Raw genomic sequence first — 26034 nt, 5'->3', positions numbered from 1 at the left:
AATCACCGGCCGTCCAGTAAAGGAAAACAGCAATGAGCGTTCTCGCTGAGGTCTCCGGCAACGTCACCGCCATCGGTTACGGTCTCGCCGCCATCGGCCCCGGCATCGGCGTCGGCATCATCTTCGGTCAGGGCGTGCAGGCCATCGCGCGTCAGCCCGAGGCCTACGGCCTGATCCGCCAGAACATGCTCCTCGGCTTCGTCCTCACCGAGGCCCTCGCCCTGATCGGTCTGGTCGCCCCGTTCATTTTCCAGGGCATCGCCTGATCATCCCCTCTGACGAAAGGCTGCAACCATGATCACGGCAGCTAAGCTCATCGTTGCGGAGGAGGGCGCCAACCCTCTCATGCCGCACACTTACGAGCTCGTCGTCGGCGTCTTCGCGTTCTTCGTCGTCGTCCTGGTCGTCGGAAAGATCCTCGTCCCGCGTGTGCAGAAGACGCTGGCCGAGCGCACCGACGCCATCGAAGGCGGCATCAAGAGGGCGGAAGAGGCCCAGGCCCAGGCCCAGGTCCTGCAGCAGCAGTACGCCGAGCAGCTCGAAGAGGCCAGGCGTGACGCGGCCCGGCTGCGCGAGGAGGCTCGCGAGCAGGCGGCGCAGATCAAGGCTGAGCTCCGCGAGGAGGCGCAGGCCGAGGCCCGCCGTCTCGTCGAGGCGGCGCACGCCCAGATCGAGGCCGACCGGCAGGCGGCGTTCGCCCAGCTCCGCAACGAGGTCGGTCGCCTGTCGACCGAGCTCGCCGGCCGCATCGTCGGCGAGTCCCTGGAGGACGAGTCGCGGCAGAGCCGCATCGTCGACCGGTTCCTCGACGAGCTGGAGAGCTCCAACGCGCAGGCGGTGCGTTAATGAGGGGCTTGAGCAGGACTTCGCTGGCAGAGGTCGAGGAGCGCTTCAACGCGGTCGCCGGTAGTGCCGACCTCGGCGCGCTCTCCGACGAGCTGTTCGCTGTCGCGGATCTGCTCGACCGCGAGCACGGCCTGCGTCGCGCCCTGTCCGACCAGTCCCGGGCCGGCGAGCAGAAGGCCGCCACGGCCCGCGCGCTGCTCCAGGGCAAGGTCAGCGAGGCCACGGTCGCCACGACCGAGGCCGCCGTCTCGGCCAGGTGGTCGCGTGCCGGCGACCTGGCCGACGTGCTGGAGCGCCTGGGCGTGGTCGCCGCCGCCGCCGAGGCGGAGGGTCAGCGCAAGCTGGACGAGGTGGAGGACGAGCTCTTCCGCTTCGGCCGCATCGTCGCCGCCAACCCGGACCTGCGCCGGGCGCTCGCCGACGCCGCCGCCCCCGAGGCGGGCAAGCGCGAGCTGCTCGCGGGTCTGCTCGGCGGCAAGGCAGCACCGACCACCCAGCGGCTCATCGCGCAGGTGGCAGTGCATCCGCGAGGACGTAGCCTGGAGACGGGGCTGGAGGAGTTCGGCCGCCTTGTGGCCGAGCAGCGCCAGCGTCTCGTGGCGGTCGTGCGCAGTGCCGTCGAGCTGACGGAGACGCAGAAGCAGCGGCTCGCCGCCTGGCTGCGCTCCTCCTACGGCCGAGACGTGCACCTGAATGTCGAGGTGGACAAGCGAGTGCTCGGTGGGTTCTCGGTCCGCATCGGCGACGAGATCATCGACACCACAATCGTGGGACGAATCGAAGAAGTCCGCCGCCGGTTGGCCGGCTAGGCGAAGAGGGAGACAGAGTAGAGATGGCGGAGCTTACGATCCGGCCGGACGAGATCCGGGACGCGCTTGAGCGCTTCGTCCAGGCGTACGAACCGGAAGGCGCCGCGCGCGAGGAGATCGGGACCGTCGTCGACGCCGGCGACGGCATCGCCCATGTCTCCGGCCTTCCCTCGGCGATGGCGAACGAGCTGCTCGAGTTCGAGAACGGCACGCGCGGCCTGGCACTGAACCTCGACACCCGTGAGATCGGTGCCGTGGTCCTGGGCGAGTTCAGCGGCATCGAGGAGGGCCAGACGGTCCGCCGGACGGGCGAGGTCCTGTCCGTGCCCGTCGGTGACGCCTTCCTCGGCCGCGTGGTCGACCCCCTGGGCAACCCCCTGGACGGCAAGGGCGCCATCGAGTCCGAGGGCCTGCGCGCCCTTGAGCTCCAGGCCCCGTCGGTCGTCCAGCGGCAGCCGGTGAAGCAGCCGCTGCAGACCGGCATCAAGGCCATCGACGCCATGACGCCGATCGGCCGCGGCCAGCGTCAGCTGATCATCGGCGACCGTGGCACCGGCAAGACCGCGATCGCGGTCGACACCATCCTCAACCAGCGCGAGGGCTGGCTGTCGGGCGACCCGGAGAAGCAGGTCCGCTGCGTCTACGTCGCCGTCGGCCAGAAGGGCTCGACCATCGCGCAGGTCAAGGCGCGGCTGGAGGAGGCCGGCGCGCTCGAGTACACGACCATCGTCGCCGCCCCCGCCTCCGACCCGGCCGGCTACAAGTACCTCGCCCCCTACACCGGCTCGGCCATCGGCCAGCACTGGATGTACCAGGGCAAGCACGTTCTCATCGTCTTCGACGACCTGACCAAGCAGGCCGACGCCTACCGCGCCGTGTCCCTGCTGCTGCGTCGCCCGCCGGGCCGTGAGGCCTTCCCCGGCGACGTGTTCTACCTCCACTCCCGCCTGCTGGAGCGCTGCGCGAAGCTCTCCAACGACATGGGCGGCGGCTCGATGACCGGTCTGCCGATCATCGAGACGAAGGGCAACGACGTCTCGGCGTTCATCCCGACCAACGTCATCTCCATCACCGACGGCCAGTGCTTCCTGGAGACCGACCTGTTCAACGCGGGTGTCCGTCCCGCGATCAACGTCGGTATCTCTGTCTCGCGAGTCGGTGGTTCGGCGCAGGTCAAGGCCATGCGCAAGGTGGCCGGCACGCTCAAGCTCTCCCTGTCGCAGTACCGCGACCTGGAGGCGTTCGCGGCCTTTGCCTCCGACCTGGACGCCGCGTCCCGGGCCCAGCTCGACCGCGGTCAGCGCCTGGTCGAGCTGCTCAAGCAGCCGCAGTACTCGCCGTTCCCGGTCGAGAAGCAGGTCGTGTCGGTGTGGGCCGGCACCACCGGTGAGCTCGACGAGGTGCCGGTCGAGGACGTGCGCCGCTTCGAGGGTGAGTTCCTCGACTACCTCGGCTCCTCCCACAAGGGTGTCTTCGACGGCATCCGGGAGACCAACGAGCTGTCCGACGACGCGGTGACCGTGCTCAAGGACGCGATCGTGGAGTTCAAGAAGGGCTTCACCACCTCCTCGGGTGAGCTGCTGGTCAAGGACGAGCCGGTGGCGCCGCTCGGTGCCGACGAGGTCGGCCAGGAGAAGATCAAGAAGGTCGTCCGTCCGGCGGCGGAGAAGTAGGACATGGGTGCCCAGCTAAGGCTGCTGCGGCGGCGGATCAGCTCGGTCAAGTCGACCGCGAAGATCACGCGCGCCCAGGAGCTCATCGCCTCTTCGCGGATCGTGAAGGCGCAGATGCGGATGCAGGCGGCGCTGCCGTACGAGCGTGAGATCACTCGCGCCGTCACCGGCGTCGTCAGCAACGCGGCCAGCGTCGACCATCCGCTGACCGTGGCGAAGGAGAACCCCGCCAAGGCGGGCGTCCTCATCGTCACCAGCGACAGCGGGTTCTGTGGCGGCTTCAACGCCAACGTCCTGCGCGAGGCCGAGGCCCTGCGCGGGCTGCTGGAGGGCCGCGGCCTCAGCGTCGTCCCGTTCGTCACCGGGCGCAAGGGTGTCACCTGGCACTCCTTCCGCCAGCGGGAGATGGGCGGGCAGTGGGTCGGTTTCTCCAGGAACCCGGCTTACGCCGACGCCAAGGAGATCGCCAACACGCTGATCGACTCCTTCAAGGACGACAACGGGATCGACGAGATCCACATCGTCTCGACCGAGTTCGTCTCGATGCTGACGCAGAACGTCGTGGTCAGGCGGATCCTGCCGCTGGAGGTCGAGGAGACCGAGGCGACGGAGTCCACCACGATCCCGCCGTACTTCGAGTTCGAGCCCACGGCGGGCGACGTGCTGGAGACGCTGCTGCCGCGTTACGTGGAGTCGCGCATCTTCACCGCGCTGCTGCAGTCGGCGGCCTCCGAGGAGGCCGCGCGGCGGCGCGCGATGAAGTCGGCCACCGACAACGCCAACGAGCTGATGCGGATGCTGACCCAGCAGATGAACCAGGCTCGTCAGGCCGAGATCACCCAGGAAATCAGCGAGATCGTCGGTGGCGCCAACGCGCTCGCTGACGCCGCAGCGGGGAAAGAGTGAAATGACTGCAGAGGCTGTTGAAACTGTAGAAACCCCCGCGGCCGGCACTGGCCGCGTGGCCCGCGTCACCGGCGCCGTCGTTGACGTGGAGTTCCCCGTCGAGGGGATGCCCGAGATCTACAACGCGCTCAAGGTCGAGGTGACCCTCGGCGGCGAGACCAAGACCCTGACCCTCGAGGTCGCCCAGCACCTGGGTGACAACCTCGTCCGGGCCATCTCGATGCAGCCGACCGACGGCATGGTCCGCGGCCAGGCGGTGCTCGACACCGGCGCGCCGATCTCGGTGCCCGTCGGCGACGTCGTCAAGGGCCACGTGTGGAACGCGCTGGGCGAGACGCTGGACGTGCCGACCTCCTCGCTCAAGATCGAGGAGCGGTGGGGCATCCACCGTCCGTCGCCGGCCTTCGACCAGCTCGAGTCCCGCACGGAGCTGCTGGTCACCGGCATCAAGGTCATCGACCTGCTCACCCCGTACGTGCAGGGTGGCAAGATCGGTCTGTTCGGCGGCGCGGGCGTCGGCAAGACCGTTCTGATCCAGGAGATGATCCGCCGCGTCGCCCGTAACTTCGGTGGCACCTCGTGCTTCGCCGGCGTGGGTGAGCGCACCCGTGAGGGCAACGACCTCTGGCTGGAGATGGAGGAGGCGGACGTCCTCAAGGACACCGCGCTCGTCTTCGGTCAGATGGACGAGCCGCCGGGCACCCGTCTGCGGGTGGCGCTGTCGGCGCTGACCATGGCGGAGTACTTCCGCGATGTTCAGGGACAGGACGTGCTCCTGTTCATCGACAACATCTTCCGCTTCACGCAGGCCGGTTCCGAGGTGTCCACGCTGCTCGGCCGTATGCCGTCCGCGGTGGGCTACCAGCCGACGCTGGCCGACGAGATGGGTGTGCTCCAGGAGCGCATCACCTCGACGCGCGGTCACTCGATCACCTCCATGCAGGCGATCTACGTGCCCGCCGACGACATCACCGACCCGGCCCCGCACAACGCGTTCGCGCACCTCGACGCGCAGACCGTGCTTTCGCGGCCGATCTCGGAGAAGGGCATCTACCCCGCGGTGGACCCGCTCGACTCCTCCTCCCGGATCCTCGACCCGCAGATCGTCGGCGAGGAGCACTACCGGGTGGCCCAGGAGACCAAGCGGATCCTGCAGAAGTACCGCGAGCTCCAGGACATCATCGCCATCCTCGGTATCGACGAGCTCTCCGAGGAGGACAAGGTCACCGTCCAGCGGGCCCGCCGCATCGAGCGCTTCCTGTCGCACCCGATGTACGCGGCCGAGGCCTTCACCGGCCAGCCGGGCGAGACCGTGCCGCTGGACGAGACCATCGCCTCCTTCAAGGGCCTCTGCGCGGGTGAGTACGACCACCTGCCCGAGCAGGCGTTCTTCATGGTCGGCGGCATCGAGCAGGCCGTGGCCAAGGCCAAGGAACTCGAGCGTCGCTAAGTCGCCCTACCGGTGGTGGCGCGGTTGCGGCCGGGCCACCACCTGATCGGAAAGGAACCTACACAAGTGGCGAAGCTACGCGTAGGGGTTGTCTCACCCGAGCGTGAGATCTGGTCGGGCGAGGCCGACATGGTGATTGCCAAGACCGTGGACGGCGAGATCGGTATTATGCCGCAACACGCACCCGTGCTCGGCGTCCTCGTCGAGGGCGGCGTGCTGAAGGTGAAGCGGGAGGGCCAGGACGACCTGGTCGCCGCGGTCCACGGCGGTTTCATCTCCGTGGCCGACGACGAGGTCTCCGTGCTCGCCGAGGTGGCCGAGCTCGGTTCCGAGGTCGACGTCGCGGCTGCCCGTGACGCTCTCGACCGGGCCCAGGCCTCGATCGAGGCCAACCAGGAGGACGCTGACGCGGCCATCGAGGCGAAGCGGGCCAGGGCCCGGCTGCGCGCGGCGGGCGAAGAGGTCTGATATTACGAGCGCTAGGGGGCGGCAGGCATGGTCGAGACTTTGGTGATCTGTGCGCTGCTTGCCGCCGCTCTGGCGGTCGTGCGTTACTTCATGCTCGCGCGCCGGGGGAGCGTACCCTGCCGGCTGCGTGTCGGGCAGGGAGCCTGGCAGAGCGGCGTAGCGCGCTACGCCGACGGAGAGCTCCACTGGATTCCGCTCATGGGTGTGCGACTGAGGCCGCGCCACGCGATCGCGAGGCGCGGCCTCGTCGTTTCCCAGCGCAGGGAGATCGACGGCGGCCTGTACGCGGTCGACTGCTCCGGCTCCACCCGTGACCTGTCGCTGGCGATGAGCGCCGACGCGCTGACCGGTTTCCTGGCCTGGCTGGAGTCGGCGCCGCCGAGCGCTTACCTGGACGTCGCCTGATCAGCGGGCTTGATCAGCGGGTGCCGCCGGGCTTCCAGAGGATCTCGTCGCCCGCGTGGGCGATCCGGCACAGGATGAACAGCAGGTCCGACAGCCGGTTGAGGTAAGTCGCGGTCAGCGGGTTCATGTCGTCGTGGGTGTGCAGGGCCGCCCACGTGGTGCGTTCGGCCCGGCGTACGGTGACGCGGGCGACGTGCAGGCTCGCGGTGGCGGGGTCGCCGCCGGGCAGGATGAAGCTGCGCAGCGGCTTGAGCCGGGCGTTGAAGTGGTCGCACTGCTCTTCGAGCCGGTCGATGTAGGACTGCTCGACGCGCAGCGGCGGGAACTCGGGGTCGGCCGTGACCGGGGTGGCGAGGTCGGCGCCGAGGTCGAACAGCTCGTTCTGGACCCGTACCAGCACTTCCACGAGGTCGGCGGGCAGGGTGCCGTGCGCGAGGGCCAGCCCGAGGTGGGCGTTGGCCTCTTCCACGTCCGCGTAGGCGGCCAGTCGCGGATCGGTCTTGGACGTGCGGCTCATGTCGCTGAGCGATGTCGTGCCGTCGTCTCCGGTGCGGGTGTAGATGCGGGAGAGGACGACCGGCTTGTCCTTGTCTGCGCGCGTCATGAGCCCAGCGTAATGACAAATGTCATCCGGAACGGACGCGTAGCGCATGCCAGGCTCCTGATTTCAGCACCTACCAGGGCTAACGCCTGTTACGGGACGATTGGTGCATGACGAAGGAGAGAACCTGATGCTCGAGATCAGCGAACTGCGCAAGCGCTTCGCCGCGGCCCCCGGGGCGACCGAGGGCAAGCTCGCCTTGGACGGGATCGGCTTCACGGTCCGGCCGGGGGAGATGTTCGGGTTCGTCGGCGCGAACGGCGCCGGCAAGACGACGACGATGCGGATCGTCATGGGGGTCCTGAAGGCCGACTCCGGTTCGGTGAGCTGGCAGGGCAAGCCGCTGGGCTACGGCGAGCGGCAGCGGTTCGGCTACATGCCGGAGGAGCGCGGCCTCTACCAGAAGATGCGCGCCGGCGAGCAGATCGAGTACTTCGGCCAGCTCCACGGCCTGAGCGCGCCGGCGGCCAAGAAGGCCACCGACGACCTGCTGGAGCGGCTGGGCCTGACCGAGCGCAGGAACGACTCGGTGGAGTCGCTGTCGCTGGGCAACCAGCAGCGCGTGCAGCTCGCCGTCGCGCTGGTGCACGACCCCGAGGTGCTGATCCTCGACGAGCCGTTCTCCGGGCTCGACCCGATCGCGGTCGAGACGCTGGCCACGGCCCTTCAGGAGCGCTGCCGCGGCGGCGTCCCCGTCATCTTCTCCAGTCACCAGCTCGAACTGGTCGAGCGGCTGTGCGACTCGGTCGGCATCGTGTCGGCCGGCCGGATGGTGGCCAGCGGCACGGTCGGCGACCTGCGCGCCGCCGAGGGCGGCACGCTGCGGGTCGTGGTGCGCAGCGCGACGCCGGGCTGGGCCGACGGCCTGCCGGGCGAGCTCAGCGTGACCGGCGACCGCCACACCCTGCTCGTCGCCGGCGGCGACGACCAGGAGATCCTGCGCCGCGCACTCAAGGCCGGGCACGTGGAGCACTTCGGCGTCGAGCAGCCGACCCTCACCGAGATCTTCAAGGAGGCCGTGGCGTGAACGGCATGATGCTGGTGGCCAGGCGCGAGATCGGCACCCAGGTCAGGACGCGGGCCTTCAAGATCAGCCTGCTGATCACCGCGGTGCTGGTCGGCGCGCTGGCCTTCGCCCCCAAGCTGCTCGACCGCCCCGACTCCTACACCGTGGGCACGGTCAACTCCCAGCAGCTCCCGCTGGCGCAGGCGGCGCCGGACGCCACGTTCGAGTGGCGTGCGTTCCCGGACGAGGAGGCCGCCAAGGAGGCGGTGCTCGCCGGAGACGTGGACGCCGCGCTCATCGACGGCGTCAAGGTCATCACCGACGGCGAGATCGAGACCGAGCTCGGCGTGCTCATGCAGAGCACGAACCGCGAGGTCAAGCTGGGCGCGGCCGGGGTGTCGATCCCGCCGCTGCAGATGCAGTCGGTCGGCGCCGACACCCGCTACGAGGCCGCCCGCACCGGAATCGCCGTGGTGCTCGTGCTGGTGCTCTTCATGTTGATCATCGGACAGACCATGATGGTCGCCATGGGCGTGGTCGAGGAGAAGGGCAGCCGGATCGTGGAGATCCTGCTCAGCTCGATCCGGCCGTGGCAGCTCCTCGGCGGCAAGATCATCGGGCTGGGCGTGCTCGGCCTGATCAACCTGGGCACGATCCTCGTGGTCGGCCTCGCCGCCTCGTTCGCCTCCGGCTTCGCCGCCGACTTCCCGCCGGGCATGGCGGGCATCGTGGCGGGCGTGCTGGTCTGGTTCGTGCTCGGCTACGCCTTCTTCGCCACGCTCGCCGCCGCCCTGGCCTCGCTGGTCTCCCGCCAGGAGGAGGTCGGCAACGTGATGTCGCCGCTGACCATGCTCATCATGGCCGCCTACTTCGTGGCCTTCTACGCCACCAGCGACCCGACCGGCACGCTGGCCACGATCGTGTCGTTCGTCCCGCCGTTCTCCTCCATGGTGATGCCGGTGCGGATGGCCGCCACCGAGGTGCCGCTGTGGGAGGTCGGGGCCTCGGCCGCGCTGATGATCGTCGCCGTGCTCGCCACGCTGTCCTTCGGGGCCAAGGTGTATGAGCGGGCCGTGCTGCGGACCGGCGCCCGGGTCAAGCTGGGTGAAGTGCTGCGCGCCAAGTGATGAATCCGATCGATCGGGCCCGGCGCCACACGCTGCACATGATGGCCTCCATCGTGGTGATGCTGTGGCTGTTCATCATCGGGCGGCTGTTCCTGCACGCCGAGGACGTCCACTGGCAGCGCGTCGTGCCCGGGCTGATCGCGGTGACGGCGTTCACCTGGTACTACCACCGGGCCGTCTCGGCCGTGCTGCGCGACCGCTACGCCCGGCGGGAGGTCACGATCGCCGGGGTGCTCGCGCTGGTGACCGCGAGCGCCGGCGGGGCCGACCCGATGAGCTGGGGGTTCACGCTGGCGGCCTGGCTGTCGGTGGCGGCGATCGGCGTACGGGTCCGCACCGCCACGGTCATGGCGGTGGGCACGATGGCCGCCGGGGTGCTGCTGGGCCTGGGCAACTACCTGCTGGACCCGGACGTCCTGCTCCTGCGTGACGTGACCGCCGGCCCCGTCGTGGCGTACCTGGTCTTCATCTACGGGCTGTTCTGCGTGGCGTTCCCGTGGACGAACCGGGTGTGGATGTGGATCTGGCAGCTCGCCGTCCAGGCCAGCGAGGGCAAGGAGGCGCACACACGGCTCGCGCTCGCCGAGGAGCGGCTGCGCTTCTCCCGCGACCTGCACGACCTGGTCGGCCACCAGCTCTCGGCCATCGCGGTCAAGACCGAGCTGGCGGTGCGCCTGGCCGACGCCGACACCGGGGCGGCCAAGGCGGAGATGACCGAGGTCCACGCGCTCACCAGGAAGGCGCTGAAGGAGCTGCGGCAGGCCGTGCGCGGCTACCGCGAGCTTGACTTGGGCGCGGAGCTGAATAGCGTGAAAGGGGTCCTGGAAGCGGCGGGGGTGCGCTGCGAGACGCGCCTGCCCCACCGCGAGCTGCCCGAAGGCGTGGCGCCGGTGTTCGCCTACGTCGTCCGCGAGGCGGTGACCAACGTGCTCAAGCACAGCACGGCCACCTTCTGCGACATCCTCATCCGGTTCACCGATGAGGAGGCGGAGGTGCGGGTCCGCAACGACGGGGCGACCGGCCGCAGCGGCGACGAGCTGGGCAGCGGCCTTTCGGGGCTGGCCGAGCGGGTGGGCGCCGTGCGGGGCACGCTGACGGCCGGTCCGGTCGACGACGGGCACTTTCTGCTGCGAGCGGTCGTGTCGTTGCCGATTGCTGGGTAGTGGGAAGATGTCGGGGTTCGCCCCGGCGCACGTTGTTCTGAGGAGGTGGCATGCGCGTCCGGGGCAATCCGAAGGCACAGGTGGTGCGGACCGGTCAGCGGCTCGACGCGGGGACGTCGGCGGGCGTGCGGACGATGCTGCACGAGGCCGTCGACTCCGGCGAGGGCGACCTGATCCTCGACCTCTCCAAGCTGGAGATGATCGACGCCACCGGTCTCGGAGTGCTCGTGGGCACGCATCGGCTCGCGCTGAGCGCGCAACGCCGCCTCGTCCTTCGGGGGGTGCCCCCGCGGATCATGCGGATACTTGCGGTGACCCGGCTGAATCGGGTGCTCCACGTCGAGGTGACGCACGCCGCGGTGGCCTGAGCGACACATATCGGACCGGGTGGCGATCAGCCGCCGCCCGCTCCCTTCAGGTCCTGCCCCGCAGCCTGGCCAGCGTGGCCGGCGTCTGGGCGTCCAGCCAGTCGGCGAGCTGCTCGAACGACACGCAGCGCACCTCCTGCCGGGTGCAGACCCGGTCCATCAGCCCGAGCAGCGCCCGCTGGTAGATGCCGCCGTTCCAGCTCGCGAAGTGGTGGCCGATGAACACCGGGGCCCGGTCGGTGCGCAGCGAGCGCTCCACGGCGCGCTCGTAGGCGCGGCCCGCCTGCCGCTCCCAGCGGTCCCGTAGCCGCCGCGGGCCGGGCCTGGCGCCGCTCTGCACCGCGTAGAGGTTGTAGTCCATGGCGAGCACCTGCCGGCCGCCCACGTCGATGCCCGGCAGCGGGAACTGCCACAGGCCCGCCCGCTTGCGCGGCCAGGCCGCCACGCCGGTGCCCGACGCGTCGTAGCGCCACCCGTACGAGCGGAAGGCCCGGAACATCGCCTGCCGGTCACCTTGCAGGCAGGGGGTACGGCCGCCGCGGACGGCCTCGCGGACCCGGAACGGCAGGTCGGGCAGGTGCGTCAGGCCGGAGTTGCGCCGCCAGTCGGTGACGAAGCGGTGGAACTGGCGGATCTCGCTGCGCCAGTCGGCGGCCGACCAGGAGTTGACGCCGCGGCTGCCGCAGAAGTGGCCGTTGAAGTGGGTGCCGATCTCGTGGCCGGCGTTCCAGGCGGCGGTCAGCTCGCGGGCCTGCAGCCGCATCCGGGCGGGCCGCTGGAAGCCGATGTCGGAGCTGCCGCGCCGGTGGCCGGGGGGACGGTAGAGGCGGCGGTGGTCGGAGGGCAGGAGGTAGACGCCGGACAGGAAGAACGTCAGGGTGGCCCGGTTGCGGGCCGCGGACTCGCGGAAGGCGCGGAACCAGCCGTTGCCCACCCCGGCACCGTCGAAGGAGATGACCACGAACTGGGGTGGCCGTTCGCCGTCGGCGAGACTGCAGCGCACGCTTTCGCACCAATCGCGCCGGGTGGCCGTCTCCTGGACGGCCTTTTCCCCGGGCGGCTCGCTAGGTGTGCTGATTTGCCGGACTTGTCCGGCGCAGGAGGTGGTCGTCGCTATAAGGAAAATGCCGATAATCCCGCGTATCACTCGGCCATGAAACCACGGTGCGTAATCAAATCATCACGACGCTCCGAGCGACCGGCCGAAGATGTGCACGGCCACGGCCACCAGTTCGTCGATCTCGGGCGGATCCTCTGCCAGGAGCCATTCGATGAGTAGCTCCTGAAGCGCCCCAATTACGCCGAGCGCCACCAGGCGCCGATTCGCCACGATGGCCGCCGGGAATTCGGCCGAGGCGTCCTCCACGAGGCGGGCGAAGGAGTCGATGGCGCGCTGCCGGGACGCCGAGAGGATGTCGCCGCTCCGGCGCACCTCGACGTGCATGATGCGGGCCCGGCGCCAGTCAGCAGTAGCGAACTCGATATATGCCCGTATCCCCGCTTTGATCCGCCCGTCGAGTGTGTTAGGCGCATCTTGTAACGCTTTGGCCACGACGGCCAGGCTTTCCTCCACGCACCGCTCGTGGAGGACCTGAAGGAGTTCCTCCTGGCTGCTGAAACATTCATAGAAGGCGCGGTTGGAGATCCGCGCCTCCGAGCACAGCCTTTCGATCGTCGTGACCGTGAAACCTGGTTTCGCGTATAGCGTGTAGGCGGCTGTCATCAGCCGCTCGCGTCTGTCCGCCAGCCTTTGCTCAGCCGACATTCCCCGGTAAGACCGGTTCACATTCCACCCGTCCGCATGATCGTGGCCCCCGAGCACACAATTATGGATGGATGATCGCATTAGGGAAAGAGTATGAAGATTATCTCTTACGTCGGCCGTGCAAGAACGTGACAAGTCTGATCAGCCGCTCAAGCTCTTGCTCGCCTCTGGTGAACGAGGTCAGGTTCATCCCCGGCAGCGCGAACCGCTGACGGGAGACCGCCTTGGGCCGGGCGAACTCGCGCAGCCCGTCGGCGCCGTGGATGCGCCCGAACCCCGAGTCTCCCACCCCGCCGAACGGCAGCGCGGGCACTCCGGCGAACGAGATGACCGAGTTGACGGCCGTCATCCCGGTCCGCATCGCGCGGGCCAGCTCCATCGCCCGGCGCCTGTTGCGCGAGAACACCGTGCCCGCCAGCCCGTACGCCGAGGCGTTGGCCAGCTCCAGCGCCTCGTGCACGTCACGGGTGCGCCGTACGGTGATCGTCGGCCCGAACGTCTCCTCGCGGACGGCGGGGGAGTCCTCCGGCACGTCCGCCACGATCACCGGGTCGACGAACGGCGCCCGCACCGAGTCCGGCCCGCCGGTGACCACCGTGCCCGACTTGGCGGCCTCGTCGATGTGCCGCCTGATGACGTCGAGCTGGCCCGGCATGGTGATCGGCCCGTAGTGCTCGCCCGCCCGGACCGAGGCGGCCCGCTGCGACAGCTCGCGCATGAACGGCTCGTAGACCGCGTCGACCACGTACACCCGCTCGACGCCCACGCACGTCTGCCCGGCGTTGGACAGCGCGCCCCACAGGCACGCGTCGGCGGCGGCCTCCAGGTCGGCGTCGGCGTCGACGATGAACGCGTCCTTGCCCCCGCACTCGATCACCACCGGCGTCAGGTTCTCGGCGCAGGCCGCCATGACGCGCTTGGCCGTCGCCGTCGAGCCGGTGAACGCGACCTTCTTGACCCGCGGGTCGCGGGCCAGCGCCGCGCCGGTCTCGCCCAGGCCGGTCACCGTCTGGAAGATCGGGTGCTCCGGCACCGCCTCGGCGACCAGCTCCGCCATCCGCACGCCGACGCCCGGCGTGAGCTCGCTCGGCTTGAACACGACCGCGTTGCCCGCCGCCAGCGCGTAGGCGATCGAGCCCATCGGCGTGAAGACCGGATAGTTCCACGGCCCGATCACGCCGACGACGCCCAGCGGCAGGTACTCGAGGCTGGCCGCCAGGTTGACGCCGATCATGCCGGTCGCGACGCGCCGCCTGCGCAGCACCTTCTCGGCGTGCCTGGCCGCCCAGTCGAGGTGCGTGATGGCCAGCACGATCTCCAGCGTGGCGTCGCCGACCGGCTTGCCCGTCTCCTCGTGCACCAGGGCGGCCAGCTCCCGCAGGTGGCGGGTGACGACCGCCTTGGCGTCGAGCAGCCGCCGCCGGCGCCCGGCGTGACCCAGCCCGCCCCACCAGGCGGCGGCCGTCTCCGCCCGCGCCACGGCCGCGCCGACCGCCTCGGCGTCCTGGTTGGGATGGCTGCCGACGACCGCGCCGGTGGCCGGGTTGAGCGAGTCGAACGTGAGCGTCGTCATGGCGTCACGATAGACCGGTAAATCAGTACTTACTAGAAGAGCGTGGGGTTCTCCGGCTCGATGCCGCGCAGGGCGTCGTAGTCGAGCGTCACGCAGTCGATGCCGCGGTCGGCCGCCAGCACCCGCGCCTGCGGCTTGATCTCCTGCGCGGCGAACACGCCCCGCACCGGCGACAGCAGCGGATCGCGGTTGAGCAGCTCCAGATAGCGGGTGAGCTGCTCGACGCCGTCGATCTCACCGCGGCGCTTGATCTCCACCGCCACCGTGGCGCCGCCGCCGTCACGGCACAGGATGTCGACCGGGCCGATGGCCGTCATGTACTCGCGCCGGATCAGCGAATAGCCCTCGCCCAGCGTGGTGATGTGCTCGGCCAGCAGCTCCTGGAGGTGCGCCTCGACGCCGTCCTTGATCAGGCCAGGGTCGACGCCCAGCTCGTGGCTGGAGTCGTGCAGGATCTCCGCCATCGTCAGGACCAGCTTCTCGCCGGTCTTGCCGTGGGTGACGGTCCAGGTGCCGTCGTCCTCCTTGAGCTTGCACGGCGGATTCATCCAGTTGAGCGGCTTGAAGGCGCGGTCGTCGGCGTGAATGGACACGCTGCCGTCAGCCTTGATGAGAACGAGCCTCGGCGCCATCGGCAGGTGTGCCGTGAGCCGTCCGATGTAATCCACGCTGCATCGCGCGATGACCAGCCGCATGACTGGCAACCCTATCGGCTCTGGAAAACTACAGGTATGGCGTTCGAAATGGTGGGAGTGGTCGGGCTCGGCACGATGGGGGCCGGGATCGCGGAGGTGTTCGCACGGGCCGGGCTGCGGGTGATCGGCGTCGAGGCCGACGCCGACGCCCTGGCCAGGGGGCGCGGCCACCTGGAGAGATCGACGCAACGGGCGGTCGACAGAGGCAGGCTCGACGGCCCCGGCCGGGACCGGATCCTCGGCCTGATCACGCTGACCACCTCACGCGAGGACCTGCGTGACGCCGACCTGGTCGTCGAGGCGATCCCGGAGATCCTCGACCACAAGATCGGCCTGTTCCGCGACCTCGACCGGATCTGCAAGCCGCAAACGGTGCTGGCCACCAACACCTCCTCGCTCCCGGTCACCGCGCTGGCCGCCGCCACCGGCAGGCCGGGCCGGGTCGTGGGCCTGCACTTCTTCAACCCGGCACCGGTCATGAAGCTCGTCGAGGTCGTCGGCACCGTCGTGACCGACGACGGGCTGCCCGCCGAGATCGCCGAGCTGGCCGCCCGGCTGGGCAAGACCCCGGTGTCCGTCGGCGACCGCGCCGGGTTCGTGGTCAACCGGCTCCTGCTGCCCTACCTCAACCACGCCGCCGTGCTGCTGGAGCAGTGCGTGGCGGGGCGCGACGACATCGACGCCGCCATGACCCGCGGCGCCGGGCTGCCGATGGGCCCCTTCCAGCTGCTCGACCTCATCGGCCTCGACACCGCGTACGAGGTGATGGGGGTGCTGTTCGACGAGACCCGCGACCGGCGGCACGCCCCCGCGCCGCTGCTGCGCGAGCTCGTCGCCGCCCGGCTGCTCGGCCGCAAGACCGGGCGCGGCTTCCACGGCGACGAGCCGATGCGCCGCGAGCCCGAGAAGTCGTCGGTGATCACCTTCGGCGTCGACGGGCCCGACCCCGCCGGGATCGGCGAGCGGCTGCGCGCGGCGGGCTTCAAGTCCTCCGACGAGCCCGAGGTGATCCTGCGGGCCGCCGACCGGCCGGTGATCGAGCACGCCGTCCAGCTGCGCGACCCGGCCAAGCTTGTCGGCGTGCGCGTCGTCGGCGACCGCGTCGCCGAGCTCGCCGCCACCATCCTCACCTCGCCGGAGGCCGCGCGCTGCGCCCGCGACCTGATGAAGGTGATCGGGCTGACGCCCGTCGCCTGCCGCGACCGGGCCGGCTTCGTCACCGACGCGCTGCTCTACCCCTACCTCAACGACGCCGTGCGCATGTACGAGTCGGGCTACGCCTCCATCGGCGACATCGACACCGCCATGAAGCTGGGCTGCGGCTACCCGGCGGGGCCGTTCGAGACGCTGGAGACGATCGGCCTGGCCGTGGTGCGCGACGGGCTGCGCGCCCTCTACGCCGAGTACCGCGAGCCCGCCTACGCCCCCGCGCCGCTGCTCGACCAGCTCGTCACCGCCGGCGTGCGCGCTTTTCCCCGGCCATGAGCCCGCGCCGCGCCCGCCGCAAGGAGTCCACCCGGCCGATCGCCTTCCCCAGCGCCACCGACCGGGTGGAGGAGTGGCCCGACGGGGAGTGGAAGGTGCGCGCGCTCAGCGGCGCCTCCTCGGCCAAGAACTACCGCTGTCCCGGCTGCGACCAGGAGATCCGCACCGGCCAGCCGCACCTGGTGACCTGGCCCAACTGGACGGGCGGCGACGAGGAGCGCCGCCACTGGCACACGGTGTGCTGGCGTAAGAGACGTGACCGCGGCCCCGGCCGCAGCCGCTACTGAGAGGAACGACGTGGAGATTCGCGCGGCGAGCGTGCTGCCCGCCCGGCGGGAGCCGATCGAGCTGCACACCGGCGACGGCCTGACCCTGGTCGGCGAGCTGGCCCAGCCCGAGGACCGCCCCCCCGTGGCGACGCTGGTGACGTTGCATCCGCTGCCCACGCACGGCGGGTTCATGGACAGCCACGTGTACAAGAAGGCCGCCAACCGGCTGCCCGCCCTGGCCGGGATGGCGGTGCTGCGCTTCAACACGCGCGGCACCTCGTCCGAGCGCGGCACCTCCCAGGGCGCGTTCGACGGCGGCGAGGGCGAGCGGTTCGACGTGGCCGCGGCGCTGGAGTACGCCGAGTATCACGACCTGCCGCGCGTGTGGGTGGTCGGCTGGTCGTTCGGCAGCGAGCTGGCGCTCAAGTGGGCGCACGACCCGCTGGTGGAGGGCGCGATCCTGCTCTCCCCGCCGCTCCACAGGGCCACCGACGACGACCTCGACGCCTGGGCGGCGTTCGGCCGGCCGCTGGTGGCGCTGGTGCCGGAGTTCGACGACTACCTGCGTCCGGAGGAGGCCAGGCGGCGCTTCGCCCGGGTGCCGCAGGCGGAGGTCGTCGGCGTCGACGGGGCCAAGCACCTGTGGGTGGGCGAGCCGTACGTGCGCGTCGTCCTGAACGAGATCGTCCGGCGCGTCGTGCCGGAGGCGTACCCCCTGCCGACCGAGGTCTGACCGCGCTAGAATCTTGTTCGGTCCCGAGCGAGGAGGCACGATGGGCGCGTTTGCCCTCGACGGTAAGAAGGCCCTGGTCACCGGGGCGTCCAAGGGGATCGGCAAGGCCATCGCGCTCGCCTACGCCGAGGCGGGCGCGGACGTGGCGCTGGTCTCACGCAACGCCGAGTCGCTGGCCGAGGTGGCCAAGGAGGTCGAGGCGCACGGCCGGCGGGCCGTCGTCATCCCCGCCGACCTGACCAGCAGGGAGGCGGCCGGCGAGGCCGTCACCCGGGCCGTCGACGGGCTCGGCCACCTCGACGTCGTGGTCAACAACGCGGGCGGCTCCAACTTCCTCGTCGAGTTCAAGGACCTGCGGCTGTCAGGCTGGGACAAGATCATGCGGCTCAACCTCGACTCCGCCATGGCCGTCTGCCACGCCGTCGCGCCCCACCTGCTCGGGCGCGGCAGCGGGTCCGTCATCAACGTCGCCTCCGTCGCCGCGCTCGGCGCCCCCTTCCTGGCCCCGTACGCCGCCGCGAAGGCCGGGCTGGTCGCGCTCACCAAGACGCTCGCGCTCGAATGGGCGCAGGCCGGGGTGCGGGTCAACGCGCTGTGCCCCGGCTGGACCGCCACCGACCTCAACCGCAACCTGTGGGAGGACGAGGCCAGCAACCAGGCCACGGTGGCGGGCGTGCCGATGCGGCGCTGGGGGACCCCCGAGGAGATGGCCCAGCCCGCCGTCTTCCTCGCCGCCCCGGCCAGCGCGTACGTGACCGGACAGGTGCTGTTCGTCGACGGTGGCGCGACAGCCGCGTAAACCGGTCAGGTAAATCCGGTATATCGGTCTATCGGGCGGAGTGATTGTCGCGGGGAACGAGGCTACCTTGTGTGAGTGCAGCTCTACACGAGATCAGCCGGGACCGGGCTCCCGGTCGTCCTGCTCCACGCGTTCCCGCTCTCGTCGGCCATGTGGCTGGCGCAACGGGAAGGGCTGGCCGGCTCCTGCCGCGTCATCACCCCCGACCTGCGCGGCTTCGGCGGATCACGCCTCGGCGACGACGAGCCGTCGGTCGAGGTGATGGCCGACGACGTCGCCCGCGTGCTCGACGCCGAAGGCATCGACCGGGCCGTGGTCGGCGGACTGTCGATGGGCGGCTACGTCACGATGGCCTTCTGCCGCCGCCACCCCGACCGGCTGCTCGGCGTCATCCTGGCCAGCACCAAGGCCGGGCCCGACACCGAGCCCGTCCGCGACAACCGCGAGCGCATCGCCCAGGCCGTCCTCGCCGACGGCAACGACGTGCTCGTCACCGACGTGCTGCCCACCCTCATCGGGCCCACCACCCGCCAGCGCAGGGCGATGGTGTTCGGGCGCGTCAAGGGCCTCGTGCAGTCGGCCCCGCCCCCGGCCGTCGCCTGGGCCCAGCGGGCGATGGCCGCCCGGCCCGACTCCTTCGACACGCTCGGCGCGCTCAAGGTGCCGACGCTCGTGCTCGTCGGCGAGGAGGACGAGCTCGCGCCGCTGCCCGAAGGCGAGGCCATGGCCAGGGCCGTGCCCGACAGCCGCGTCGAGGTCATCCCCAAGGCCGGCCACCTGACCGCCGTCGAGCAGCCCGAGGCGTTCAACGCGGCGGTCGAGCGCTTCCTCAGCTCCGAGCTTGCCTCGGGATCACGACCTCGCGAATGATCAGCGCAATCGCCGCCGCCACCGGGATCGCCAGCAACGCGCCCACGATCCCCAGCAGCGCCCCGCCGAACAGCGCGGCGATCACCGTCACCGCCGGCGTCACGTTCACCGACTGCTTCATGATCCGCGGGTAGATCAGATAGTTCTCCACCTGCTGGTAGATCAGGAAGAAGATCGCGCACGCGATGCCGGCGGGCACCGAGCCGAGCAACGCCACGCTCGTCACCACCACGGCCCCGATCGTGGCGCCCACCAGCGGGATCAGGTCGGTCAGCGCCACGATCAACGACAGCGCCAGCGCGTACTCGACCCCGGCGATCGACAGGAAGATCCACGTGATCACGCCCGCGATCACCGAGATGAGCACGTTGCCCGCCACGTAACCGCCGATTCCCGCGAGAATCTGCTCGCTGATCGCGCTCGTGCGCTCCCGCCGCGACGCCGGCACCAGCTTGAGCAGATACGCCTTGATCGTGTGCAGCGAGCCCAGGAAGTAGAGCATGAGCACCAGCAGCGTCACCGTCGTGAACAGCCCGTCGAGCACCACCAGCCCCGCGCCCACGACCCCGCTCGCCAGCGACGCCGCCAGCGTGCCCGTCACGAACGAGGCGAGCTGCTGCAGGATCTGATAGTCGGCCTCCAGCGCCCGCACCGTCGGATGCGCCCGCAACTCGGCGACATACCCCGGCACCGCCTGGACGAAATCGGACAACTGCTGGCTGACCGGCGGCACCACCGCCAGCCCGAACAGCGTGAACGCCACGATCACCGCCGCGAACACGATCGAGATCGCCCACCGCCTGGCCATCCCGCGCCGCTGCAACGCCTCCACCGCCGGGTTGAGCCCCACCGCCAGGAACATCGCCACGATCACCAGGATGATCGTGCTCAGCGAGCTGACGACCATCTGCGCCAGCCCGATCGCCGTCAGCACCCCCAGCCCGCCCACCAGCCCGAACAGGAACGGCCCCCGGGCCAGCGGCTTGCCCGGCAGCCCGTACGGCGGCGGTGGCGGCGCCGGCGGACTGTCGTCGGCGGCGGGCTTCGGGGACTCGACGTCAGTCGTCACCGGGCGGGCTCCTGCGGAGGCGGGGGCGTGAACAGAAAGAGAGCCTAGCGACCTTCGCGGTCGCCAGGCTCTCTCCGGCTGCCAGATCAGCCCCCGTGCATGTCGCCCATGTCAGCTCGTCGTGGCTACTCCTGCCACCACTCGGCGTCGTCCTCGGACTTGGTCTCCGCCTTGGCCGTCACTGGAGCCGGGGCCGGACGCTCCTCGACCGGGTCGGGCGCCGGAGCGGCGATCGCCGGCTTCGGCGGGGCCGCGGTGACCGCGGGCTCCGGCTCCAGGCCCGGCAGGGCCGCGCCGCCCAGGAGCTGACGGAGCTGGGCCAGGTGGCTGGTGATGCTGTCACGCTGCCGGGTCAGCTCGTCGACCTGACGCTGCATCGACGTGCGGGTGCGCTCGGCCTCGTTCTTGGCCTCGGTGACGATCGTCTCGGCGCTGCTCTTGGCGTCGGCGACGATCTGCTCCGAGCTCTTACGGGCGTTGGCGACCAGCTGCTTGGCGTGCAGATCGGCCTCGCGGCGGGTCTGGTCAGCCTGCTGCGTCGCCTTCGTGGCCCGGGACTCCGCCGTCGCGGCGCGCTGCTCGGCCTCCGCGACCAGCTTCTGCGTCGCCGCCTGCGTGGTGGCGTGGCGCTCGGCCTCCTGGCGCTCCGCCTCCTCGCGGCGCGACGCCAGCTGGATCTCGAACTCCGCCTCGTCCTGCGCCCGCTTGGCCTCCGACTCCTCCAGCACGCGCTGTGCCTGCGCGCGCATCTCGTCGGCCTGACGCTTGGCGGTGGTCAGCACCTCGTCACGCTCACGCTTGGTCGAGGCGCGCAGCTGCGCGACCTCCCGCTCCGTGGTCGTGCGCAGCTTGGCGATCTCGCGCTCGGCGTCGGCCCGCTTCTCCGCCACCTCGTGGTCGGCGGTCGCGCGCAGCTTGGCGACCTCCCGCTCCGTCGTGGCGGTCAGCTCGTCGGCCTCCCGGCGGGCCGTCGAACGGATCTCCTCGGCATCCCGCTCGGCGCTGGTGCGCATCTCCTCGCTCTCGCGAGTGGCCTGCGCCCGCTTGTCGGCCGCCTCGGCCTCGGCGGCGGCCCGCAGATCGGCGGCCTCCACCTTGGCGGCGGCCTTGATCTCGTTGGCCTCCGCCCTGGCCGCCTGCACGAGCTCGGTGGCCTGCTCCTCGGCCAGCCGCAAGAGCTGCTCGATGCGCGCGCCCAGACCGGAGTAGGTGGGACGCTCCTGCTCCTGGAGCTGGCGCTGGGAGTCGGACAGATCGCGCTGCAGGCCGGAGACCTGCTCGCGGGCCTGCCGCAACTCGGCGTCGAGCTGCTTCAGATGATCGTGCACCTGGTGCCGGTCATAACCGCGGAGCACGACGTCGAACTCGCGGGCTGGGGCATCCTCGAAGAAGTTGTTGAGCTGGGCGTCGATGTCGGACTGCATGGAGGCTCGATCCTGGGTTGTCGAGACGGCTACACGGGCCGGACGGGGGGTTCGGGGCACCCGAGCCAGGAGCCTGTGCCTCGCGGCAGGCTCCTCGTCCGGTGGAAAGCCAGCGTACTCCGCACTTGCCGCGTGCGAAGCCCCGTCCAGGTTTCTGCGTGACTAGTTACAAATGAACGATTTTTGCGTTAGCTAGGGCCTAGTCGCCTGAACCAACTCCGTGAGCATTCCTCCAACATCCTTGGGGTGCAGGAACGCGATCTGCGACCCCATCGAGCCGTGCCTGGGACGCTCGTCGAGCAACCGGACGCCCCTGTTACCGATCTTACCCATCGCCTCGGCGACGTCCGGAACCCCGAACGCCACGTGGTGCACTCCCTCGCCCCGCTTGGCCAGGAATTTCCCGACCGGCGAATCGGGCGAGAGCGGCTCCAGCAGCTGGATGTAGGAGCCTCCGCCCTCGCCGTCGGCGACGTGCAGCATGGCCTCCTTGACGCCCTGCTCCTCGTTGACCTCCCGCGCCACGACGGTCAGCTCGAACGTCTCGGCGAACAGCCGGATCTTCTCCTCGAGGTCGTGACAGGCGATCCCGATGTGGTCGATACGCATGAACATGTGTGGCCAACCTCCATAGCGGACACCCGGCGATGCGTGGGTATCGTGTCAAAGAATCCACCGTGCGCACAGGAGGCCCGCCATGTCTGGTTCCGTCATCGTCGCCGGAGCTCGCACCCCTATCGGCAAGCTGCTAGGCGCCCTGTCCGGGCTGTCGGCCGTGGAGCTCGGGGGGATCGCCATCAAGGCGGCCCTGGAGCGGGCCGGGGTGTCGCCGGAGGACGTGGAGTACGTGATCATGGGGCAGGTGCTCCAGGCGGGGGCGGGGCAGATCCCGTCACGCCAGGCGGCGGTCAAGGCGGGCATCCCGATGACCGTGCCGTCCGTCACGATCAACAAGGTGTGCCTGTCGGGGCTGGACGCCATCGCGCTGGCCGACCAGCTGATCCGCGCCGGTGAGTTCGACGTGGTCGTGGCCGGTGGCATGGAGTCGATGACCAACGCGCCGCACCTGCTGCCGGGCCTGCGCAAGGGCGTCAAGTACGGGGGTTCGCAGGTCGTCGACTCGATGGCGCACGACGGGCTGTTCTGCGCCTTCGACCAGTGCGCCATGGGCGAGTCGACCGAGCGGCACAATGCCAGGCTCGGCATCGGCCGCGAGGAGCAGGACGAGGTGTCGGCCCGTTCGCACCAGCTCGCCGCCGCGGCCGCCAAGAACGGCGCGTTCGAGTCGGAGATCGTGCCGGTGGAGATCCCGCAGCGGCGGGGCGAGCCGATCGTGGTGAAGGACGACGAGGGCGTGCGCGGCGACACCTCGGTCGAGGCGCTCGCGCGGCTGCGGCCGGCGTTCGCGGCCGACGGGACGATCACCGCCGGGTCGGCGTCGCAGATCTCCGACGGGGCGTGCGCGGTGGTCGTGATGTCCAAGGCCAAGGCCGAGGAGCTGGGGCTGCCCTGGCTGGCGGAGATCGGCAGGCACGGCAACGTCGCCGGGCCGGACGCCTCCCTGCAGTCGCAGCCGGCCAACGCCATCAAGCACGCCCTGGGCAAGCAGGGTCTCACGCCCGGCGACCTGTCGCTGGTGGAGATCAACGAGGCGTTCGCCAGCGTGGTCATCCAGTCGGCGAAGGAGCTCGGCGTGCCGAGGGAGATCGTCAACGTCAACGGCGGCGCGATCGCGCTCGGTCACCCCATCGGGGCGTCGGGGGCCCGCCTGGTGCTGACGCTGGCCCACGAGCTGAGGCGCCGGGGCGGCGGTCTCGGTGCGGCCGGGCTGTGCGGCGGCGGCGGTCAGGGCGACGCGCTGATCATCAACGTGCCCGCGCAGGACGTGTCCGAGTAGCGGGGCCGGGTCCCAGCAGCAGGACGCACCCATATAAGGGTGCATCCGTATATGTCGTGAGAAAAGGGGCGCCCCGCTCTCCAACCCAGGAGAGCGGGGCGCGGGTTCAGGGCGGCTGATGCGCCCGGCCGCGAGGGAGGTTGCGGCCGGGCGTTCTTGGGGCGGTCATGACGAGAGCAGGCGGGCGAAGACGGAGCGGTGGCGGCCCTCGCCGCGCTGCTCCTTGACGGCCTGCCGGACCCTGCGGTGCTCGGCGGCGGCCTCGCGCAGCTCACGCGCGTGGTTCTGCATGACTACGTATTCGAACTCGGCGTTCATGGAGAGTGCTCCTTGGTTGTTGTTTCCCTGCACTCTCAAGAATGGTCCTAAGGCCCCGGGCGACACATCGGGCGGATGCCTTATCTGCCCCGGTCCGGGGGCCTAGAGGGTACTTAGGACGGCGCCGGGCACGGCGGGCACGGCCTAAGGCTCCCCGGCGTAGCTGACGGTGACCTTGGTGAAGCCCAGTGACCTGAGCAGGCCCTCCAGCATGGCGCGGGTGTTGGCGTCGGCGCGGCTGCGCAGGTCGCTGGCCACGGCCGCCTCGGCGATCTTCTTCTCCGCGAGCACGTACAGCTCCCGCTGGTCGCCGGGGGAGGACGACAGGAAGTCCTGGACCCGGTCGATCAGCCCGCGCTGCTGGGCGAAGACGTAGGAGCGGGTGTTGTCCAGGTTGGGCTTCTCCAACTGGGCGCGCGGCAGGCGCACGTCAGCCCGGGTGCGGTCCTCCGACACGGTGATGGCGTCCTTGGCCAGGGTGGAGAAGTCCACATAGGCGTCGACGCTGCCCGCCCCCACGAACAGCGTGCGGCTGCCCTTGACGGCGTCCGGGAGGAAGTTGGCGTCCTTCTCCAGGTCCACCACGACCTGGAAGGAGCCGGTCGCGGCCTCGTACCGGCTCATGTCCTTGATGGACTGGAGCAGGGCCGGTCCGGAGCGGTCGATCGCGCGCTCGCCGAGCGGGTTGAGCCAGGTCCAGGCCACGCGGCCGGCCACCACGAGCAGAACCGCCAGGACCAGCAGCCCGGCCAGATATCGCCACCTGCGGCGCCGCCGGGGGGTTGGCGCGGGCGGCGCCGTACGGGATGTCGTCATGCTGCTTGACTACCCGAGGAGAGATCATCAGTGCCACCCGTGGGGTGACATCTTCGGTCCCCAGCCCGGAGAGGCGCTCGGGTCGGGGTAGACCGGGTAGACCTGGGGGCTGCTCGCGGTGTCGGGCTCGGTGGCGACCGGGGTGGCCACCTGGACGGACGTGCCGGCCGGGCCGCCGCCGAAGTGGGTGGTCGACAGCTTGCAGGTCTGGAAGTCGCTGAAGAACATCCGCAGCCACTCGCGGCGCTGGTGCTCGTTGAGCCCGGAGAACCAGGCGGCGGCGTACTCGTGCTCCAGCAGCGGGCCGCCGGGCAGCGGCTCGCCGCGCAGCCACGCCATCACGATCTCCCGGTAGCCGTCGGCGGGTCGGCCGTGGCAGCGGGCGGCCAGCGCGTCGAGGTATTCGCGCGCGGCCTCGTCGGCGAAACCGGCCGACAGGTCGGGCAGGTGGATCGGCGCCAGCCCGGACGACGGCGTGAGCGGGTCGTCCAGCGGACGCTGCTCGACGCGGGTGAACGCGGCCGGCGTCTCGGCCAGGCGGGAGGCGATCTCGGTGAACGCCGCCCCCAGCTCGGTGAGCCCGGCGCGCATGCCGGGATGGACGCAGACCGTGATCGGCCACTCCTGGCAGCTGTAGGCGATCTCCTGGGCGGCGGCGGGCTTCGGCTCGGCCAGCACCCGCGCGACCCCGGTGCCCGCGAGCAGCACCGCGAGCAGCGCGAACGCCAGCACCAGCGCCTGCCGGGTCACCAGCGCCGCCCAGCCCAGCAGCAGCGCGCAGGTGACGCCCAGCAGCCAGATGATCTGGTTGAGGAAGATCGTCCCGCTGAGCCCCTGGAACAGGTCGTACGGCTCGCCCGTGCCCGGCGCCAGCCGGTCGGCCCAGCCCTCGCCGTCGGCCAGCCAGGTGAACAGCCCGTAGCAGGCCAGGCCGGCGATCGGCGGCGTGACCGCGTACGGCAGCACCCAGCCGGCCACCCACCCGATCACCGAGTAGAGCGCCAGCCCCGCCATGCCCATGCCGAGGCCCGACAGGCTCAGCCGCCCCGACTGCTCGGTCAGCACCGTCTTGACGGCCAGCACCAGCACGGTCGCGGCGAACGAGCCCAGCACCACCACCAGGATGGCCAGCGGCGCCCGCAGGGCTCGCCAGGTCGTCAGCTGCAGGCCGCGTGACGCCCGGCGCTTGCGCAGCGCCACCCAGGCGGCGAACGCGGCGGCGACGGGCCCGGTCAGCCGGAGCGATCCGATGACCGCGGCCACGATGTTCTCCCAGGCGTCGACGCCAGGGATCAGGACGCTCCACGCCGCGACCAGGCCGAGAGCGAGGAGCACGGCCACCGTGACGGCCGCGCTCTGTCTCAGCTCCTCCCGTGAAACGCCCCCGTGCTCACGCACCCTTGTCCCCGTTGAAGTTCATCAAAGCACCCCCCGTGCCCCGTAGGCGCGGCGAAGCGGTCAGGCCCGGCCGTCCCCACGGCTGATGGACTTGGCTTCCC

Annotated in this window: 29 protein-coding genes; 18 read left to right on the top strand and 11 right to left on the bottom strand. The window is 70.5% G+C overall.

The annotated features are described in order from the left end of the window. Positions 1–32 precede the first annotated feature (32 nt). The 8 genes from atpE to ACBI99_RS34210 all read left to right on the top strand — a co-directional run bounded on the left by atpE (position 33) and on the right by ACBI99_RS34210 (position 6557). Positions 33–266 carry an ATP synthase F0 subunit C gene (gene atpE, locus ACBI99_RS34245; RefSeq protein WP_049561045.1) on the top strand — a complete coding sequence of 78 codons (234 nt, stop codon included), beginning with the start codon at positions 33–35 and terminating at the stop codon, positions 264–266. A 28-nt stretch (positions 267–294) separates the two neighbouring features. Next, on the top strand, positions 295–846 hold the full coding sequence (locus ACBI99_RS34240; protein WP_219505872.1) for a F0F1 ATP synthase subunit B: 552 nt from the start codon (positions 295–297) through the stop codon (positions 844–846). Continuing rightward, complete coding sequence (locus tag ACBI99_RS34235; RefSeq protein ID WP_219505870.1) at positions 846–1655, top strand: F0F1 ATP synthase subunit delta; 810 nt, start codon at positions 846–848, stop codon at positions 1653–1655. The genes ACBI99_RS34240 and ACBI99_RS34235 overlap by 1 nt, the downstream gene beginning before the upstream one ends. Before the next feature lie 23 nt (positions 1656–1678). Continuing rightward, a complete protein-coding gene (gene atpA / locus ACBI99_RS34230; protein ID WP_219505869.1) occupies positions 1679–3328 on the top strand; it encodes a F0F1 ATP synthase subunit alpha in 1650 nt (549 codons plus the stop codon). Positions 3329–3331: 3 nt separating this feature from the next. Beyond that, positions 3332–4234: a F0F1 ATP synthase subunit gamma gene (locus ACBI99_RS34225; protein WP_219505868.1), complete on the top strand. Its 903-nt coding sequence runs from the start codon at positions 3332–3334 to the stop codon at positions 4232–4234. A 1-nt stretch (position 4235) separates the two neighbouring features. After that, positions 4236–5684 carry a F0F1 ATP synthase subunit beta gene (atpD, locus tag ACBI99_RS34220; RefSeq protein WP_219505866.1) on the top strand — a complete coding sequence of 483 codons (1449 nt, stop codon included), beginning with the start codon at positions 4236–4238 and terminating at the stop codon, positions 5682–5684. A gap of 66 nt (positions 5685–5750) precedes the next feature. Next, the gene (locus ACBI99_RS34215) at positions 5751–6152 is read left to right on the top strand and encodes a F0F1 ATP synthase subunit epsilon (RefSeq protein WP_049561059.1); all 402 of its coding nucleotides are present in this window, start codon (positions 5751–5753) and stop codon (positions 6150–6152) included. Between the two features lie 27 nt (positions 6153–6179). Then, positions 6180–6557, top strand: a complete 378-nt coding sequence (locus ACBI99_RS34210) for a DUF2550 domain-containing protein (protein ID WP_219505851.1) — start codon at positions 6180–6182, stop codon at positions 6555–6557. Between the two features lie 13 nt (positions 6558–6570). Here ACBI99_RS34210 and ACBI99_RS34205 read toward each other — a convergent pair whose 3' ends face one another. Then, complete coding sequence (locus ACBI99_RS34205) at positions 6571–7161, bottom strand: cob(I)yrinic acid a,c-diamide adenosyltransferase (RefSeq protein ID WP_219505849.1); 591 nt, start codon at positions 7159–7161, stop codon at positions 6571–6573. A 127-nt stretch (positions 7162–7288) separates the two neighbouring features. Here ACBI99_RS34205 and ACBI99_RS34200 point away from each other — a divergent pair, with 127 nt between their 5' ends. Genes ACBI99_RS34200 through ACBI99_RS34185 form a run of 4 tightly spaced genes read left to right on the top strand, consistent with a single transcriptional unit; the run spans position 7289 to position 10822 of the window. Next, the gene (locus tag ACBI99_RS34200; RefSeq protein ID WP_375074337.1) at positions 7289–8185 is read left to right on the top strand and encodes an ABC transporter ATP-binding protein; all 897 of its coding nucleotides are present in this window, start codon (positions 7289–7291) and stop codon (positions 8183–8185) included. A 5-nt stretch (positions 8186–8190) separates the two neighbouring features. After that, on the top strand, positions 8191–9291 hold the full coding sequence (locus tag ACBI99_RS34195; protein WP_357591307.1) for an ABC transporter permease: 1101 nt from the start codon (positions 8191–8193) through the stop codon (positions 9289–9291). After that, positions 9291–10454: a histidine kinase gene (locus ACBI99_RS34190; protein ID WP_357591290.1), complete on the top strand. Its 1164-nt coding sequence runs from the start codon at positions 9291–9293 to the stop codon at positions 10452–10454. The genes ACBI99_RS34195 and ACBI99_RS34190 overlap by 1 nt, the downstream gene beginning before the upstream one ends. Positions 10455–10504: 50 nt before the next feature. Further along, positions 10505–10822, top strand: a complete 318-nt coding sequence (locus tag ACBI99_RS34185) for an STAS domain-containing protein (protein WP_219505833.1) — start codon at positions 10505–10507, stop codon at positions 10820–10822. A gap of 46 nt (positions 10823–10868) precedes the next feature. Here the strand turns inward: ACBI99_RS34185 and ACBI99_RS34180 are convergent, their stop codons facing one another. The 4 genes from ACBI99_RS34180 to nucS all read right to left on the bottom strand — a co-directional run bounded on the left by ACBI99_RS34180 (position 10869) and on the right by nucS (position 14855). Beyond that, positions 10869–11825, bottom strand: coding sequence for a hypothetical protein (locus ACBI99_RS34180; protein ID WP_375074336.1), 957 nt, complete (start codon positions 11823–11825; stop codon positions 10869–10871). Positions 11826–12002: 177 nt separating this feature from the next. Next, positions 12003–12545: a TetR/AcrR family transcriptional regulator gene (locus tag ACBI99_RS34175; protein WP_246645039.1), complete on the bottom strand. Its 543-nt coding sequence runs from the start codon at positions 12543–12545 to the stop codon at positions 12003–12005. Between the two features lie 142 nt (positions 12546–12687). Further along, the gene (locus ACBI99_RS34170; protein ID WP_357591287.1) at positions 12688–14160 is read right to left on the bottom strand and encodes an aldehyde dehydrogenase family protein; all 1473 of its coding nucleotides are present in this window, start codon (positions 14158–14160) and stop codon (positions 12688–12690) included. Between the two features lie 32 nt (positions 14161–14192). Next, entirely contained in the window at positions 14193–14855 is a 663-nt protein-coding gene (nucS, locus tag ACBI99_RS34165) for an endonuclease NucS (RefSeq protein ID WP_219505826.1), read from the bottom strand. A 36-nt stretch (positions 14856–14891) separates the two neighbouring features. Between nucS and ACBI99_RS34160 the strand changes: the two genes are divergently transcribed. The 5 genes from ACBI99_RS34160 (at position 14892) to ACBI99_RS34140 (ending at position 19011) form a co-directional block, all read left to right on the top strand. Beyond that, the gene (locus ACBI99_RS34160) at positions 14892–16340 is read left to right on the top strand and encodes a 3-hydroxyacyl-CoA dehydrogenase (RefSeq protein ID WP_375074335.1); all 1449 of its coding nucleotides are present in this window, start codon (positions 14892–14894) and stop codon (positions 16338–16340) included. Beyond that, positions 16337–16627 (top strand): ATP/GTP-binding protein, encoded by a 291-nt coding sequence (locus tag ACBI99_RS34155; RefSeq protein WP_219505822.1) that lies wholly within the window; start codon positions 16337–16339, stop codon positions 16625–16627. The genes ACBI99_RS34160 and ACBI99_RS34155 overlap by 4 nt, the downstream gene beginning before the upstream one ends. 10 nt (positions 16628–16637) lie before the next feature. Beyond that, the gene (locus ACBI99_RS34150) at positions 16638–17342 is read left to right on the top strand and encodes an alpha/beta hydrolase (protein ID WP_219505820.1); all 705 of its coding nucleotides are present in this window, start codon (positions 16638–16640) and stop codon (positions 17340–17342) included. A gap of 40 nt (positions 17343–17382) precedes the next feature. Further along, entirely contained in the window at positions 17383–18141 is a 759-nt protein-coding gene (locus ACBI99_RS34145) for an SDR family NAD(P)-dependent oxidoreductase (RefSeq protein WP_375074334.1), read from the top strand. 75 nt (positions 18142–18216) lie between these two features. Beyond that, positions 18217–19011, top strand: a complete 795-nt coding sequence (locus ACBI99_RS34140) for an alpha/beta fold hydrolase (RefSeq protein ID WP_375074333.1) — start codon at positions 18217–18219, stop codon at positions 19009–19011. Here ACBI99_RS34140 and ACBI99_RS34135 read toward each other — a convergent pair. The 3 genes from ACBI99_RS34135 to mce all read right to left on the bottom strand — a co-directional run bounded on the left by ACBI99_RS34135 (position 18971) and on the right by mce (position 22119). Then, on the bottom strand, positions 18971–20080 hold the full coding sequence (locus ACBI99_RS34135) for an AI-2E family transporter (RefSeq protein WP_219505814.1): 1110 nt from the start codon (positions 20078–20080) through the stop codon (positions 18971–18973). The genes ACBI99_RS34140 and ACBI99_RS34135 overlap by 41 nt on opposite strands. Before the next feature lie 125 nt (positions 20081–20205). Further along, positions 20206–21504, bottom strand: a complete 1299-nt coding sequence (locus tag ACBI99_RS34130; protein WP_219505812.1) for a DivIVA domain-containing protein — start codon at positions 21502–21504, stop codon at positions 20206–20208. A gap of 192 nt (positions 21505–21696) precedes the next feature. Then, a complete protein-coding gene (gene mce, locus ACBI99_RS34125) occupies positions 21697–22119 on the bottom strand; it encodes a methylmalonyl-CoA epimerase (RefSeq protein ID WP_219505802.1) in 423 nt (140 codons plus the stop codon). Between the two features lie 82 nt (positions 22120–22201). Between mce and ACBI99_RS34120 the strand changes: the two genes are divergently transcribed. After that, positions 22202–23401: an acetyl-CoA C-acetyltransferase gene (locus tag ACBI99_RS34120; protein ID WP_219505800.1), complete on the top strand. Its 1200-nt coding sequence runs from the start codon at positions 22202–22204 to the stop codon at positions 23399–23401. A 165-nt stretch (positions 23402–23566) separates the two neighbouring features. On the opposite strand, the gene ACBI99_RS34115 is transcribed toward ACBI99_RS34120, so the two are convergent. The 3 genes from ACBI99_RS34115 to ACBI99_RS34105 all read right to left on the bottom strand — a co-directional run bounded on the left by ACBI99_RS34115 (position 23567) and on the right by ACBI99_RS34105 (position 25933). Next, positions 23567–23719 (bottom strand): hypothetical protein, encoded by a 153-nt coding sequence (locus tag ACBI99_RS34115; protein WP_219505799.1) that lies wholly within the window; start codon positions 23717–23719, stop codon positions 23567–23569. A gap of 144 nt (positions 23720–23863) precedes the next feature. Further along, positions 23864–24535, bottom strand: a complete 672-nt coding sequence (locus ACBI99_RS34110; protein ID WP_219505797.1) for a DUF4230 domain-containing protein — start codon at positions 24533–24535, stop codon at positions 23864–23866. A gap of 27 nt (positions 24536–24562) precedes the next feature. Continuing rightward, positions 24563–25933: a hypothetical protein gene (locus ACBI99_RS34105; RefSeq protein WP_219505795.1), complete on the bottom strand. Its 1371-nt coding sequence runs from the start codon at positions 25931–25933 to the stop codon at positions 24563–24565. Positions 25934–26034 lie beyond the last annotated feature (101 nt).

It is taken from the genome of Nonomuraea sp. ATR24 (assembly GCF_041950485.1).
Taxonomy (GTDB): Bacteria; Actinomycetota; Actinomycetes; order Streptosporangiales; family Streptosporangiaceae; genus Nonomuraea; species Nonomuraea ceibae.
Note: the sequence above shows the minus strand (reverse complement) of the source record. Positions and strands in the feature narration are given on the sequence as shown.

Coding starts and splice junctions, on each gene's coding strand:
- atpE (WP_049561045.1), top strand. CDS start 33: ATGAGCGTTCTCGCTGAGGTCTCCGGCAACGTCACCGCCATCGGTTAC.
- ACBI99_RS34240 (WP_219505872.1), top strand. CDS start 295: ATGATCACGGCAGCTAAGCTCATCGTTGCGGAGGAGGGCGCCAACCCT.
- ACBI99_RS34235 (WP_219505870.1), top strand. CDS start 846: ATGAGGGGCTTGAGCAGGACTTCGCTGGCAGAGGTCGAGGAGCGCTTC.
- atpA (WP_219505869.1), top strand. CDS start 1,679: ATGGCGGAGCTTACGATCCGGCCGGACGAGATCCGGGACGCGCTTGAG.
- ACBI99_RS34225 (WP_219505868.1), top strand. CDS start 3,332: ATGGGTGCCCAGCTAAGGCTGCTGCGGCGGCGGATCAGCTCGGTCAAG.
- atpD (WP_219505866.1), top strand. CDS start 4,236: ATGACTGCAGAGGCTGTTGAAACTGTAGAAACCCCCGCGGCCGGCACT.
- ACBI99_RS34210 (WP_219505851.1), top strand. CDS start 6,180: ATGGTCGAGACTTTGGTGATCTGTGCGCTGCTTGCCGCCGCTCTGGCG.
- ACBI99_RS34205 (WP_219505849.1), bottom strand. CDS start 7,161: ATGACGCGCGCAGACAAGGACAAGCCGGTCGTCCTCTCCCGCATCTAC.
- ACBI99_RS34200 (WP_375074337.1), top strand. CDS start 7,289: ATGCTCGAGATCAGCGAACTGCGCAAGCGCTTCGCCGCGGCCCCCGGG.
- ACBI99_RS34195 (WP_357591307.1), top strand. CDS start 8,191: ATGATGCTGGTGGCCAGGCGCGAGATCGGCACCCAGGTCAGGACGCGG.
- ACBI99_RS34190 (WP_357591290.1), top strand. CDS start 9,291: ATGAATCCGATCGATCGGGCCCGGCGCCACACGCTGCACATGATGGCC.
- ACBI99_RS34185 (WP_219505833.1), top strand. CDS start 10,505: ATGCGCGTCCGGGGCAATCCGAAGGCACAGGTGGTGCGGACCGGTCAG.
- ACBI99_RS34175 (WP_246645039.1), bottom strand. CDS start 12,545: ATGACAGCCGCCTACACGCTATACGCGAAACCAGGTTTCACGGTCACG.
- ACBI99_RS34170 (WP_357591287.1), bottom strand. CDS start 14,160: ATGACGACGCTCACGTTCGACTCGCTCAACCCGGCCACCGGCGCGGTC.
- nucS (WP_219505826.1), bottom strand. CDS start 14,855: ATGCGGCTGGTCATCGCGCGATGCAGCGTGGATTACATCGGACGGCTC.
- ACBI99_RS34160 (WP_375074335.1), top strand. CDS start 14,892: ATGGCGTTCGAAATGGTGGGAGTGGTCGGGCTCGGCACGATGGGGGCC.
- ACBI99_RS34155 (WP_219505822.1), top strand. CDS start 16,337: ATGAGCCCGCGCCGCGCCCGCCGCAAGGAGTCCACCCGGCCGATCGCC.
- ACBI99_RS34145 (WP_375074334.1), top strand. CDS start 17,383: ATGGGCGCGTTTGCCCTCGACGGTAAGAAGGCCCTGGTCACCGGGGCG.
- ACBI99_RS34130 (WP_219505812.1), bottom strand. CDS start 21,504: ATGCAGTCCGACATCGACGCCCAGCTCAACAACTTCTTCGAGGATGCC.
- mce (WP_219505802.1), bottom strand. CDS start 22,119: ATGTTCATGCGTATCGACCACATCGGGATCGCCTGTCACGACCTCGAG.
- ACBI99_RS34120 (WP_219505800.1), top strand. CDS start 22,202: ATGTCTGGTTCCGTCATCGTCGCCGGAGCTCGCACCCCTATCGGCAAG.
- ACBI99_RS34115 (WP_219505799.1), bottom strand. CDS start 23,719: ATGAACGCCGAGTTCGAATACGTAGTCATGCAGAACCACGCGCGTGAG.
- ACBI99_RS34110 (WP_219505797.1), bottom strand. CDS start 24,535: ATGACGACATCCCGTACGGCGCCGCCCGCGCCAACCCCCCGGCGGCGC.